Source organism: Solimonas flava DSM 18980 (assembly GCF_000426685.1).
GTDB classification, from domain to species: domain Bacteria; phylum Pseudomonadota; class Gammaproteobacteria; order Nevskiales; family Nevskiaceae; genus Solimonas; species Solimonas flava.
Genome location: NZ_AUFV01000007.1, coordinates 12,619 through 25,823 on the forward strand (window position 1 = coordinate 12,619; position 13,205 = coordinate 25,823).

At 68.7% G+C, this 13,205-nt stretch carries 10 protein-coding genes; 7 read left to right on the forward strand and 3 right to left on the reverse strand.

Annotated elements, in window-relative coordinates; genetic code table 11:
- Position 1 precedes the first annotated feature (1 nt).
- Complete coding sequence (locus K343_RS0107545) at positions 2 to 2,665, reverse strand: CHASE2 domain-containing serine/threonine-protein kinase (protein WP_028007545.1); 2,664 nt, start codon at positions 2,663 to 2,665, stop codon at positions 2 to 4.
- Positions 2,666 to 2,756: 91 nt separating this feature from the next.
- On the opposite strand from K343_RS0107545, the gene radA reads away from it, so the two are divergent.
- Positions 2,757 to 4,115: a DNA repair protein RadA gene (gene radA, locus K343_RS0107550; RefSeq protein ID WP_028007546.1), complete on the forward strand. Its 1,359-nt coding sequence runs from the start codon at positions 2,757 to 2,759 to the stop codon at positions 4,113 to 4,115.
- Positions 4,116 to 4,125: 10 nt separating this feature from the next.
- Here the strand turns inward: radA and K343_RS0107555 are convergent, their stop codons facing one another.
- Complete coding sequence (locus K343_RS0107555) at positions 4,126 to 5,424, reverse strand: HlyC/CorC family transporter (RefSeq protein WP_043112299.1); 1,299 nt, start codon at positions 5,422 to 5,424, stop codon at positions 4,126 to 4,128.
- An 89-nt stretch (positions 5,425 to 5,513) separates the two neighbouring features.
- Entirely contained in the window at positions 5,514 to 6,296 is a 783-nt protein-coding gene (locus K343_RS0107560; protein ID WP_028007548.1) for a cytochrome C assembly family protein, read from the reverse strand.
- Positions 6,297 to 6,359: 63 nt separating this feature from the next.
- On the opposite strand from K343_RS0107560, the gene K343_RS21315 reads away from it, so the two are divergent.
- The 6 genes from K343_RS21315 to K343_RS0107590 all read left to right on the forward strand — a co-directional run bounded on the left by K343_RS21315 (position 6,360) and on the right by K343_RS0107590 (position 13,153).
- Positions 6,360 to 7,130 carry a 3',5'-cyclic-nucleotide phosphodiesterase gene (locus K343_RS21315; protein WP_043112301.1) on the forward strand — a complete coding sequence of 257 codons (771 nt, stop codon included), beginning with the start codon at positions 6,360 to 6,362 and terminating at the stop codon, positions 7,128 to 7,130.
- A 64-nt stretch (positions 7,131 to 7,194) separates the two neighbouring features.
- Positions 7,195 to 8,556 carry a signal recognition particle protein gene (gene ffh / locus K343_RS0107570; protein WP_020648383.1) on the forward strand — a complete coding sequence of 454 codons (1,362 nt, stop codon included), beginning with the start codon at positions 7,195 to 7,197 and terminating at the stop codon, positions 8,554 to 8,556.
- Between the two features lie 4 nt (positions 8,557 to 8,560).
- A complete protein-coding gene (locus K343_RS0107575; RefSeq protein ID WP_028007549.1) occupies positions 8,561 to 9,076 on the forward strand; it encodes a TlpA family protein disulfide reductase in 516 nt (171 codons plus the stop codon).
- A gap of 266 nt (positions 9,077 to 9,342) precedes the next feature.
- Complete coding sequence (locus tag K343_RS0107580) at positions 9,343 to 11,358, forward strand: TonB-dependent receptor plug domain-containing protein (protein WP_043112303.1); 2,016 nt, start codon at positions 9,343 to 9,345, stop codon at positions 11,356 to 11,358.
- Positions 11,359 to 11,363: 5 nt separating this feature from the next.
- Positions 11,364 to 11,888 (forward strand): hypothetical protein, encoded by a 525-nt coding sequence (locus K343_RS0107585; protein ID WP_028007551.1) that lies wholly within the window; start codon positions 11,364 to 11,366, stop codon positions 11,886 to 11,888.
- Positions 11,885 to 13,153: a di-heme oxidoredictase family protein gene (locus K343_RS0107590; RefSeq protein ID WP_028007552.1), complete on the forward strand. Its 1,269-nt coding sequence runs from the start codon at positions 11,885 to 11,887 to the stop codon at positions 13,151 to 13,153. The genes K343_RS0107585 and K343_RS0107590 overlap by 4 nt, the downstream gene beginning before the upstream one ends.
- Positions 13,154 to 13,205: the final 52 nt, after the last annotated feature.

Sequence of the window (13,205 nt, forward strand, 5' to 3'; positions counted from 1 at the left end):
TTCAGCCCGTCAGGCCGCCGGCGGCGGCGCGCAGGTCACGGGCGAGATCGAGGCCGCGCGCGTAGCGGCGCGCCGGCTCCTTGTCGAGCAGGCGCGCGAGAATGGCGTCGACTTCGGCGGGCAGGTCGGGGCGCAGCAGCTGCGGCGGCAGATGCGGCTCGTTCGCGATCTTGAACATCAGTGTCGCCATCGATTCGGCCTGGAACGGCAGGGCGCCGGTCAGCAATTGATACAGCGTGACGCCGAGCGAGAAAAGGTCCGAGCGGCCGTCGACCTTTTTGCCCGACAGCTGTTCGGGCGACATGTAGCTCGGGGTGCCGAGCACCAGCCCGGTCCTGGTCTTGCTGGCGTCGGTGATGCGGGCGATGCCGAAGTCCATCAGCTTCAGCGCTCGTGTGCTCTCGAGCAGCATCATGTTGGCCGGCTTGATATCGCGATGGACGATGCCGTTGGCATGCGCGTAGTCGAGCGCATCGGCGGCCTCGGCGGCGAGGCGCAGGACCTCGGCGACCGGCAGCAGATTGTTCGGCTTGGTATGCCGCGTCAGATCGTGGCCGCGGATGAACTCCATCGCGATATAGGCGAGATCGTGCTCCTCGCCGGCATCGTAGATCGACACGATGTGCGGGTGCGCGAGACGCCCGGCGGTCTCGGCTTCGCGGAAGAAGCGTTCCTTGACCCCGGCCAGCTCGTCGGGCTCGAACTCCTGAGACAGCGCCAGCGTCTTGATCGCCACCTGACGGCCGATCTTCGGGTCGCGCCCGGCGTAGACGACGCCCATTGCGCCTTTGCCGAGCTCGCGTTCGACCTGATAGCGGCCGAGCATCGGTTTTTCGAGCTGTTGCGTGGCGTCGAGCACCAGCGTGCCGCCGGGCGTCGATGCCGCATGGCTGCCGAGGATCACGGTCTCGGACAGCTTCTTGGCGCGCGACAGTTTCTGCTGCACGTCGCGGAACTCGCGCTGGAAGCCGGCGATGTACTGGTAGGCGACCTCCGCCTTGCCGAACTGGCGCTTGCGCTCGAAGTCGAGCGCGAGGTTGTAGACGAGGTCGAGCAGCTTGTCGTCGACCGGCTGCACGCGACGGAACTTCTCGAACGCCATGTCGAGCTGGCCCTGGCCCTGGAAGGCGAGGCCGAGCATGCGGTTCGACTCGGCGCTTTCGATGTCGCTGCTCTGCTTGAGGCGCTCGGTGATGTTGAACTTCTTGATGGTCATGAACAGATGGCCGACGGCGACAAACAGCGCGGCCAGCGTCAGCGGCAGCCAGAGGCCGCCGCCCACCATCAGCCCGAACTGCGTGCCGAGCAGCATCACGACCAGCGCCAGCGTCGCCAGCGCGGCGGCGGTCGCGCGCAGGCGCGGCAGCGCGAACGCGAGGTAGGCGGCAAGCAGCAGCAGCACCGCGAGCTGGGCCCAGCGCGACCAGGCCGGGCGCGTCAGGAAATCCTGCTGCAGTACGCTGGAGACGCTGTGCGCGAGCGTCAGCACCGGCGCCATCGCGGCGCCGACCGGTGTCGCGAAGCTGTCGCCGGTGCCGGCGGCGGTGGTGCCGATCAGCACGATCTTGTCGCGGTAGCGGTCCGGCGGCAGCTTGCCGGACAGCAGGTCGTAGGCCGAGTCGACCGGAAACGCCGGCCGGCCGTCGCGGTCGGCGTAGAACTGCGTATACATGCGCAGCGCCGGCGTCGTCGCGATCGACAGATCGCCCAGCTCGATGCCTTCGCCGAGGCGCACGACGATGTCCGCCGGCTTCAGGTTCAGCGCCGCCGCCGCCAGCATCAGCGACAGCGAGGGGTAGAACGCGTCGTAGTACTGCACGACCAGCGGCTCGTAGCGCACGGCGCCGTCGATGTCCGGCGTGACGTTCAGGTGTCCGATCGCACTGGCGCCGGCGCCGAGCTTCGCGATCGGCGCCTGCAGCGCGCGCGCCTGCAACGGCAGCGCGCCGACGGCGCGTGCGCCGACGCGGTCCTCGATCCGGGTCAGCGCATTGCGTTGCACGTAGTCGGGCAGCGGCGCGTCCGGCCGGCCCTGCGGGCGGCCGAGTTCGAACACCATCGGCAGTACGGTGCGGCCCTGTGCCGACAGCGCCGCGGCGAGCGCGTCGTCGCCGGCGCCGCCGGCCCTGGCGGCCGTCTCGATGCGCTCGGCGAGCGCGCCGATCAGCTGCCGGTAGTCGCGGGCCAGCGCCGACTCGCGATAGGACTTGGCGATCGCCGCGATCGTCGCGTTGCGCGGCGCGCCGTCGTCGAGCATCACGCCGAAGGTTTCGATCTCGGCCGGGATCTGCTGGCTCAGCGGCGACTGCCGCAGCTCGTCGGCCAGGGCCTGCAGGTCGTCGCTGCCGGCGCTGCGCTCGGCTTCGAGATAGAGCGCGGTGTTGCCGATCACCTTGGCGCCGCCGGCGCGCAGCCGCTCGATCAGCTGGGCCTGCAGCGTGCGCGGCCACGGCCAGCGGCCGAGGTTGCGGATCGAGGCGTCGTCGATGGCGACGATGGCGATCCGCTCGGACGGCGCGCGATCGCGCGTACGCACGCCGAGGTCGTAGGTGTAGCGTTCGAGCGACTGAAAGCTTTCGGCGAACACGCCGTATGCGAGCACGGCGAACACGACAGCAAATGCGAGCGCCGCGAACCAGTCTCTGGTCCACAGTTTTTCTTTCACCACCAAGCCCCCCGACCCGTGTGCTGCGGCGACACGAGCGACGATACTAGCGGTTCCGGACTTCGTCGTCCGCTACACGCGTCGCACTCGCATGGCCAAAGCCAAAACCCAATACGTCTGCCAGAACTGCGGTGGTACCAGTCCGAAATGGGTCGGGCAATGCCCGGATTGTGGGGCCTGGAACAGCCTGACGGAGACGATCGCGACGGCGGCGCCGAAAGTGCGCGGCGGCGGTATCTCCGGCTTTGCCGGCGGCCGCGTACAGAAGCTTGACGAGGTCGAACTGCAGGAAGAGCCGCGTGCGCATACCGGGCTCGCCGAGATGGACCGTGTGCTCGGCGGCGGCATCGTACCGGGCGCGGTGATCCTGATCGGCGGCGATCCGGGCATCGGCAAGTCGACCCTGCTGCTGCAGATGCTCGCCGAAGTGCACGGGCGCCTGCCGACGCTTTACGTGACCGGCGAGGAATCGCTGACGCAGGTGCACCTGCGCGCGCAACGCCTCGGCCTGACGCGGCTCGACCTGCCGGTGCTTGCCGAGACCGGCGTCGAGCAGATCATCGCCCAGCTGCAGGCGCTGCGGCCCGGCCTCGTCGTCATCGACTCGATCCAGACGCTGTACACCGAAACGCTCGATTCGGCGCCGGGCTCGGTGTCGCAGCTGCGCGAATGCGCGGCGCAGCTGGTGCGCTACGCGAAGTCGGCGCAGACGGCGGTCGTGCTGGTCGGCCACGTCACCAAGGAGGGCGCGATCGCCGGCCCGCGCGTGCTCGAGCACATGGTCGACACGGTGCTTTACTTCGAGCACGACCCGGGCTCGCGCTTCCGCATCATCCGCGCCGTCAAGAACCGCTTCGGCGCCGTCAACGAGCTCGGCGTGTTCGCGATGACCGACGGTGGCCTCAAGGAAGTCAGCAACCCGTCGGCGCTGTTCCTGTCGCGCCACGGCGGGCCGGTGCCGGGCAGCGTCATCACCGTCACGCGCCAGGGCAGCCGGCCGATGCTGGTCGAGGTACAGGCGCTGGTCGATCAGTCGACGATCGGCAATCCGCGGCGCGTGACGCTCGGCCTCGAAGGCAATCGTCTCAACATGCTGCTGGCGGTGCTGCATCGCCACGGCGGCATCTCGCTCGGCGACCAGGACGTGTTCGCCAACGTCGTCGGCGGCATGCGCATCCAGGAAACGGCGGCCGACCTGCCGCTGCTGGTGGCGGCGCTGTCGAGCTTTCGCAGCCGGCCGGTGCCCGGCGACTGGATCGTCTTCGGCGAGATCGGCCTGGCCGGCGAGGTGCGTCCGGTCGCCGGCGGCGAGGAGCGCCTGATCGAAGCCGCCAAGCAGGGCTTCCGGCGCGCGATCGTGCCGGAAGCGAACCGGCCGCGGCGCGGCACCAAGCTCGATCTCGACGTCGTCGCGGTATCGCGCCTCGACGAGGCGCTGGCGCAGCTTTGAGGCGCGGCGCTCAGGCGGCGCGCGGCCGGGTCGCGCTGCCGTTGCCGCCGTTCTTCGGCGGCCAGATGCGCGTGGCCTTGATGACGTTGGCGCGCGCTTCGGTGATCTCCAGCGTATAGCCGTCGACCACCACGCGGTTGCCGGTCTGCGGCAGCGCTTCGAGGTGTTCGAGCATCAGGCCGTTGATCGTCTTCGGCCCTTGCGTGGGCAGGTGCCAGTCGAGGTTGCGGTTGAGGCTGCGCACCGTCACCGAGCCGGACACGCGGTACGAGCCGTCGGCGTCGGCGTAGACGTTCTTCAGCCGTGTCGCCGGGTCCGAGGTGAATTCGCCGACGACTTCCTCGAGGATGTCCTCGAGTGTGACCAGGCCCTGGATGTCGCCGTACTCGTCGACGACGAAGCCGACCCGCCGCTTCTGGTTCTGGAAATTCAGCAGCTGCTGGTTCAGCGGCGTGCCTTCCGGCACGTAGTAGGGCTCGGTCGCCAGCGCCAGCAGGCTGTCGATGTCGAGCTTGTCCTCGGCGGCCAGGCGCACGGCACGGCGCAGATGGACGACGCCCTTGAGGTTGTCGATCGAGCCGTCGAACACCGGCAGGCGCGTGTGCTGGCTGCCGATGACGGCGTCGCGGATGCTCTCGCGGGAGTCGCCGATGTCGATGCCGACGATCTCGTTGCGCGGCACCATGATGTCCTCGACCGTCGCTTTCTCGAGGTCGATGATCGACAGCAGCATCTTCTGGTGGCGCTGCGGGATCATCGCGCCGGCCTCGAGCACCACGGTGCGCAGTTCCTCGGAGCTGAGGCTGTGCTGGGCGGCGTCCTCCGGGGTGATGCCGAACAGGCGCAGCAGGCCGTTGCTGACCAGGTTGACGGCCCAGACGAACGGGAACAGCGGCAGGCGCAGGAACCAGTAGACGTAAGCCGCCGGCAGCGCGACGCGCTCGGGATGCAGGGCGGCCAGCGTCTTCGGCGTGACCTCGGCGAAGATCAGCATGACCAGCGTCATCGCGCCGGTCGCGATCAGGATCGCCGAATCGTGCGAGAACAGCCGCGCCGTGATCACCGCGACGAGCGCCGCCGCCAGATTGTTGACGAAGGTGTTGCCGAGCAGGATCGTGCCGATCAGGCGGTCCGGGCGTCGCAGCAGGCGCCGGGCATAGCGGGCGCCGCGTTCGCCGTTCTGGGCGCGCGTCCGCAGGCGATAGCGGTTGAGCGTCATCAGCCCGGTTTCGGAGCCGGAGAAGAACGCCGATAGCGCCAGCAGGGCGATCAGCAGGCCCAGCAGGGCGGCGAGAGGTATGTCGTCCAAGTAGGATTGCGTCGAGAGGGCCGGGTCAGCGGCTTCTAGTTATCGAAGCGCGTCGGTCGCTGTCAACGGCCGCACATGAGAAAAGTGCTTCAAGTCCAATGCCGGCCTAGGATTTCTTCAAGGATCAGCTTGCTGCCGAAATACGCCAGAATCAGTGTCGCGTAGCCGGCGAGGGCCCAGCGGATCGCCGTGCGGCCGCGCCAGCCGTGCCGGACGCGACCCCACAGCAGCACGCCGAAGATCAGCCAGGCGGTGACCGACAGGATGGTCTTGTGGGCCAGATGCTGGGCCAGCCAGTCGCGGATGAACCACAGGCCGGACAGCAGCGTCAGCGACAGCAGCACGAAACCGATGCCGATCAGCTGGAACAGCAGGCGCTCCATGGTCTGCACCGGCGGCAGCGCGCGCGCCAGGCGGGTCAGCTGGCGGCGATGCAGCAGGCGGTCCTGCGCCGCCAGCAGGATCGACTGCACCGCGGCCAGCGTCAGCAGGCCGGCCGAGAACAGCGACAGCACGATGTGGATGCGGGCTTTCCAGTCGCTGACCATCGTGTCGCTGACCGGCGAAGGCCAGATGATCGCGGCCAGCGCCGCGGCGGCGGTCAGCGGGTAGACCGCCATGCCGAGCACGCGCAGTGGCTCGCGGAAGCACAGCGCCCACAGCAGCAGCGAGGACTGCCAGCTGAACATCGACAGCGCTTCGTTGAAGCCGATGGTGATGGTGCCGCCATGGAAGACGTAGCCGCTCAGCGCGATGCCGTGCAGCAGCAGTGCGAGCGGCGGCAGACTGCGCTCGAGGAGCGGTTGCGGCCATCGCCAGATCAGCAGCGCGGTGGCGACGTAGAGCGCGCCGGCGAGTACGGTCAGGATCATGGAGCGAGCATAGCATTGGCGCCCGTCGTGCTAGCATCGTCCGATCGGGTTTTCCGGAAAGCTATGCGTATCAAGATCCTCGGATGCAGTGGCGGCGTCGGTCCCGGCTTGCGGACCACCAGCCTGTTGCTCGACGAGGAAATCCTGATCGACGCCGGCACCGGCGTCGGCGACCTGACCTTGACCCAGCAGCAGCGCATTCGCCGCGTGTTCCTCACGCACTGCCATCTCGATCATGTCTGCGGCCTGGCGTTCATGGCCGACAATCTGTTCGACCGCATCGAGCAGCCGATCGTCGTGCACGCCAGCCGCGATACCCTGCAGGCGTTGCGCGAGCACATCTTCAACTGGCGGATCTGGCCGGACTTCTCGACGCTGCCGGACGAGTCGACCCCGCTGCTGCGCTGGCGCGAGGTGGCGATGGAAGAGCGCATCGATCTCGGCGAGGGGCGCACGGTCATTCCATTTCGCGTGCTGCATACGGTGCCCGCCAACGGCTATGCGATCGAGGCGCGCGGCGGCACCTTCGCATTCACTGGCGACACCTACGCCGACGATGCGCTGTGGGTGTTCCTCAACCGGCTGCCGCGGCTCGACAAGCTGATGATCGAGATCGCATTCCCGGACCAGGAAGCGGCGCTGAGCCATGCTTCGAAGCATTTCACGCCGGAGCTGCTCGGCGTCGAGCTGCGCAAGCTCGTGCATCGTCCGAAGCTGTACCTGACGCATCACAAGCCCGGAACCGAGGCGCAGATCGAGCGGGAATGCCGGCGCGCGCTGCGCGGCTGGGAATATGTCCATCTCAAGCGCGGCGACAGCATTGCGCTGAACTGAGCGCCGGCCGCCGGGCCGCGCGCCGCGCCGCTACAATAGGCCGATCCGACTTCCGTAGCCCTTCATGTTCGAAAATCTGACGACGCGCCTCGGGCGCGTGCTCGACTCCATCCGCGGCCAGGGCCGCCTGACCGAAGAGCAGATCAACGCCGCCAGCCGCGAGCTGCGCATGGCGCTGCTCGAAGCCGACGTGGCGCTGCCGGTCGTCAAGGACTTCGTCGACAAGGTCAAGGCGCGCGCGCTGGGCGTCGAGATCACGCAGTCGCTGACGCCCGGCCAGGAGTTCCTGCGCGTCGTCCAGCAGGAACTGACGGCGACCCTCGGCGGCGTCACCGAGCCGCTGAACCTGCGCGCGCAGCCGCCGGCGATCATCCTGATGGCCGGCCTGCAGGGTTCGGGCAAGACCACCAGCACCGGCAAGCTGGCGCTGTGGCTGAAGGAACAGAAGAAGAAGGTCGTCGTCGTCTCGTGCGACGTCTACCGCCCGGCCGCCATCGAGCAGCTGCGCATCGTCGCCGGCAACGTCGGCGTCGAATTCTTCCCGTCGCAGGTCGGCCAGAATCCGGTCGACATCGCCAAAGCGGCGCTCGCCGAGGCGCGCAAACAGTACGCCGACGTGCTGATCGTCGACACCGCCGGCCGCACCACGGTCGACGAGGACATGATGCAGGAGATCGCGGCGCTGCACGCCGCGCTCGATCCGGTCGAGACGCTGTTCGTCGTCGACAGCATGACCGGCCAGGACGCCGCGCAGACCGCGCGCGCGTTCGCCGATCGGCTGCCGCTGACCGGCGTGATCCTGACCAAGGTCGACGGCGATGCCCGCGGCGGCGCGGCGCTGTCGGTCCGGCAGGTCACCGGCAAGCCGATCAAGTTCCTCGGCGTCGGCGAAAAGTCCGACCGCCTCGAGGTTTTCCACCCGGACCGCATCGCCACGCGCATCCTCGGCCAGGGCGACGTGCTCAGCCTGATCGAGGAAACGGCGCGCAAGGTCGACCACGAGAAGGCGCAGAAGCTCGCCGAGAAGCTGAAAAAGTCGAAGAACTTCGACCTCGCGGACTTCCGCGAGCAGATGCTGCAGATGCAGAACATGGGCAGCATGCAGTCGCTGATCGAGAAGCTGCCGGGCGGCGCCCAGCTGCAGGCGCAGCTCAAGAACGTCGATGCCGAAAAGCAGGTGCGGCGCACGATCGCGATCATCAACTCGATGACGCCGCAGGAGCGCCGCTTCCCGGACCTCATCAAGGCCTCGCGCAAGCGTCGCATCGCCGCCGGCGCCGGCCTCGAAGTGCAGCAGGTCAATCAGCTGTTGCGCCAGTTCGAGACCACGCGCGACATGATGAAGAAGGTCGCCAGCGGCGGCATGGCGAAGATGATGCGCGGTCTCGCCGGGCGCCTGCCGCCCGGCATGATCCCCCGGCGCTGAGCCTGTGCGCCGCGCCTGGGTCGGCTTGTTGGCGGGCATGGCGCTGGCGCTCAGCGCGCCGGCGCAGGCGATCAAGATCGGCCAGCAGGCGCCGGAAGCCGCCGGCGTGGTCCTGCAGGGGCCGCAGGGCACCAAGCTCAGCGCGCTGAAGGGCAAGGTCGTCGTCCTCGATTTCTGGGCCTCGTGGTGCGGCCCGTGCATCGAGTCCATGCCGCAGATCGACGCGATCCACGGCCGTCTGAGAAAGCAGGGCTACGGCGAGCGTTTCGAAGTGCTGTCGGTCAGCATCGACCAGGAAGTCGACAGGGCACAGCGCTTCCTCAAGCTGCATCCGGTTTCCTATCCGGTGATCGTCGATCCGATCGGCATCGCCACGCGCTTCTTCGATCTCTGGCGCCTGCCGGCGACCTTCATCATCACGCCAAGCGGCGAGATCGACCAGATCTACTACGGCTTCGGCGACAGTTTCGCCGGCGACATCGAAAGCCGCGTGCTCGCGCTGCTCGGCGCGTCGCGTTAAGCGACAGCCCCTCCTGAACCCACGCTTCGCGGCGCGCGCCGGGCGGGCGCGGCTTGCCGCCGCCCGGGCATTGCGCTGGCGCATCTGCGGTTCGGGCCCTCGGCAAGCGGGCGAACGACCTATCGCGGGCCTTTGCGTTTCGTTATATAGTTAATTACATAACGACCGGTCCAACGACGCGCCGGCGCAACCGCGCAAGGCCGGCGGGCGTTCTTCGTCCCGGGCTCGGCGTCCTTGCGGAACCGAAAGACCTTGGGAGCAACGATATGAAACGGATGGTCACGGCCGGCGCGGCGCTGTGCGCGCTGTCGATGGCGGCGCAAGCGCAGCAGGATGAAATTTCGCCGTTCGCGCTCGGCGAGATCGTGGTGACGGCGCCGGGCGAGGGCGCGCCGCAGGCAGGCGGCAGTGAGGTCGATCAGGCCGAATTGCAGCGCTTCAACCGCGAGACGGTCGGGCGGGCATTGAGCCTGATGCCGGGCGTCGTCACCGGCGGTGTCGGCGCGCGCAACGAGCAGGCCTTCTTCGTGCGCGGCTTCGATCTGCGTCAGGTGCCGGTGTTCATCGACGGCATTCCGGTCTATATCTCGTACGACGGCTACGCCGACATGGGCCGTTTCAATACCTTCGACCTCGCCGAGATCCAGGTCGCCAAGGGTTTCAGTTCGGTGCTGTACGGTCCGAACACGCTCGGCGGCGCCGTCAACCTGATCAGCCGTCGCCCCGGCGCGAAGCTCGAAGGCGATGTCGGTGGCGGCCTGTACTACGACCGCGACATGAACGACGAGGGCTATCGCGCGAGCGTCAACCTCGGCAGCAACCAGGGCCTGTGGTACGCGCAGCTCGGCGGCTCGTATCTGGATCGTCGCCATTTCTCGCTGTCCGACGCTGACAGGCCGACGGCGGCCGAGGACGGCGGTGCGCGCGAAAACTCGTACAACACCGACCAGAAGCTCAACCTGAAGCTGGCGTATACGCCCAACGCGACCGACGAGTACGCGCTGAACTACGTCGTGCAGCGCGGCGAAAAGGGCAATCCGCCGTATGCCGGCAGTGCGGCCGGCGTCAGCGTGCGTTACTGGCAGTGGCCGAGCTGGGACAAGGACAGCCTGTACTACATTTCGAAGACGGCATTCGGCGATGCCTACGTCAAGGTTCGCGCCTACTACGACACCTTCCGGAACTCGCTGTTCAGCTATGACGACGCGTCGTACTCGACGATCACCAAGCGTTATGCGTTCAAGAGCTGGTACGACGATTACAGCTACGGCGGCAGCCTCGAAGCCGGCACGCAGCTGGGCGCTGCCAACACGCTGAAGGCATCCGCGCACTACAAGGCCGACTTCCACCGTGAGCACGACAACAGCGATCCGGTGCAGCACTTCGAGGATCGGACTTACTCGATAGGCATCGAGGACACGCAGCGCCTCGGCGCGCGCCTCGACGTCGTCGCTGGCGCCAGCTACGACCGCCGCGACGGCAAGCGTGCCGAGGATTACGGCAGCGCCGGCGGCCTTGCCGACTTCGAGCTCGGCAAGGCCTCGTCGTTCAATCCGCAGCTCGGGCTGTTCTACAAGACCGCGGACGACGGCAACGCCTACTTCACCGTCGCGCGCAAGAGCCGCTTCCCGACGATCAAGGATCGCTACTCGTACAGCTTCGGCACCTCAGTGCCGAATCCCGACCTGAAGGCCGAGTACGCGACGCACTACCAGCTCGGCATCGCGCAGGCCTGGCACGGCGTGCAGATCGATGCGGCGCTCTACTACAGCGATATCAGCGATCTGATTCAGGCCGTGTCCATCGATCCGTCGCGTTGCACCGACAGCGGTTCGAGCTGCACGCAGAAACAGAACGTCGGCAACGTATCGAGTCAGGGCGCCGACCTCGGCCTGCGCGGCCGGCCGCTCGCGAGCGTCGAACTCGGCGGCAACTACACCTGGCTCGACCGGCGCAATGTCAGCGACGATCCGGAGATTCGCAAAATCCGCCTGACCGACGTGCCCAGGCACAAGCTGTTCGTCTACGGGCAGTGGGATGCCACGTCTGCGCTCAGTGTGGTCGCCAGCGCCGAGTACAACGCCGATCGCCTCAACACGACGGACGGCCAGCGCAGCGTGTCCAGCTATACCGTCGCCAACCTCAAGCTGTCGGCCGCACTCGGCCGCGGCCTCAGCGTCGAGGCCGGCGCCAACAATCTGTTCGACCGCAACTACGCCTACACCGAGGGCTTTCCCGAGGCCGGCCGCAATTTCTTCAGCAACCTGAACTACCGCTTCTGAACGCCATGGCCCTTCGCACGCTGCTGCTTCGCGCTTTGCTGCCGCTGCTCGCGGTTTCCTGGATCACGGCCGCCCCGGCGGCGGCGCCCTGCGAGGGCTTCAAGTGGGACGTCGCCGATGTCCGCGCCGTCTTCGCCAGCGAGCCGCTGGCGCTGGCGGCGGGCCGCGCGCGCGACGCCGCGCCGCGGCTCGAAAGCGGCCGGCTCTACGCGCTGCAGCTGGCGCCGCAGGAAGCGGTGAGCCTGATCGCGCCGCCGGCCAAGAAGACGCTCGCCGATGGCGCCTCGGCCGGTTTGGCACGCGTGCGGATCGCGCAGGCCGGCCGTTATCGCGTCGCGCTCGACGTGCCGTTCTGGATCGACGTGCTCGCAGCGGGCCAGTCGCTGCCGTCGCTGGATTTCAACGGCGATCCGGCCTGCAGCGCGCCGCGCAAGATCGTCGTCTACGCGCTGCCGGCCGGCGAGGTCTGGCTGCAGCTGAGCGGCCATGCCGGCGAGACCGTGCGCCTGTCGGTGACCGCGGCGCCGTGACGCGCGCGCTGGCGTTCTTCGCCGCGCTGGCCTGCGGCAGAGCGGCGGCGGCCGACTTCGGCCGCCAGCCGCTCGCGGATCCGCGCGACCCGCCGGCGTATGCGCCGCTGTCGGGCGGCGAGGGCGCAAGCTACGAACTCGGACAGCGCGTGCTCAACACGCAGTGGGTCGTCGCCGGCGCGCCGCGCGCGGCGCGCATCGACGGGCTCGGGCCGCTGTTCAACATCGGCAGCTGCGACGGCTGCCACAACGACGGCGCGCGCGGCCGCGGTCCGGAAGGCGACGGCCCGGTGCCCGGTTCGCTGGTCCTGCAACTGCAGCGCGGCGCCGGGCCGGACCCGGTCTACGGTCACACGCTGAACGTGGCGGCGATCGACGGTCTCGAAGCCGAGGCCGCGGTGTCGGTGCACTACCGGGCGCGGCACGGCCGCTATCCGGACGGCGAGCGCTGGACCCTGCGCGTGCCGGCGTATCGCGTCGAGGCCCTGCGCGACGGCGCGCTGGCGGCCGACACGGTCCTGCAGCCGCGCGTCGCGCCGGCCTTGTACGGCGCCGGCCTGCTGGAGCGCATCAGCGATGCCCAGCGCCGGCGCTGGGCCGCCGATCCGGCAGCGCGTCGCGACGGCATCCGCGGCGAGCGGGCCGGACGGTTCGGTTGGCAGGGCGCCTCGGTATCGATTGCCGAGCAGACGGCGCGCGCGTTCTCGCGCGAGATGGGCCTGATGACGCGGCTGCTGCCGGCCGACGACTGCACGCCGGCGCAGACGCGTTGCCGCCTGGCGGACGGCGGTGTTCCGGAAGTCGACGATGCGCTGTTCGCGGCGGTGCTGGCGTTCCAGCAGAAACTCGCGGTGCCGGCCGTGCAGCGCCGGCCGGAGAGCGGAGAACGGGCGGGCGCCACGCTGTTCGCGGCGGCCGGCTGTGCGCTGTGCCACCGGCCGCGGGCGAGCGTGCGTCTCGACGATGGCCGCACCGTCACGATCGCCGCGTACAGCGATTTGCTGCTGCATGATCTCGGGCCGGGTCTGGCCGACCGCGACGCCGCCGGGCGGCCGCACACGCGGCGCTGGCGGACCGCGCCGCTATGGGCCGTCGGCCTCGTCCCGCGCACCGGCGTGCCGACGTATCTGCATGACGGCAGGGCACTTTCGCTGGAGCAGGCGGTGCTCTGGCACGACGGCGAGGCGGCCCGCGCGCGACTGCGTTTCGAGGCGCTCGACGCCGGGCGGCGCGGGCAGTTGCTGGCCTGGCTGGCGCGGCGCTGAGCGGCAAATTCCGCCCGCCTTGCGGAAGTGCTGGAGTTCTGTGAGGAAATCG

Bases quoted from the DNA above. Each gene is read 5' to 3' on its own strand.
- radA (WP_028007546.1), top strand. From the start codon at position 2,757: ATGGCCAAAGCCAAAACCCAATACGTCTGCCAGAACTGCGGTGGTACC.
- K343_RS21315 (WP_043112301.1), top strand. From the start codon at position 6,360: ATGCGTATCAAGATCCTCGGATGCAGTGGCGGCGTCGGTCCCGGCTTG.
- K343_RS0107580 (WP_043112303.1), top strand. From the start codon at position 9,343: ATGAAACGGATGGTCACGGCCGGCGCGGCGCTGTGCGCGCTGTCGATG.
- K343_RS0107560 (WP_028007548.1), bottom strand. From the start codon at position 6,296: ATGATCCTGACCGTACTCGCCGGCGCGCTCTACGTCGCCACCGCGCTG.
- K343_RS0107585 (WP_028007551.1), top strand. From the start codon at position 11,364: ATGGCCCTTCGCACGCTGCTGCTTCGCGCTTTGCTGCCGCTGCTCGCG.
- ffh (WP_020648383.1), top strand. From the start codon at position 7,195: ATGTTCGAAAATCTGACGACGCGCCTCGGGCGCGTGCTCGACTCCATC.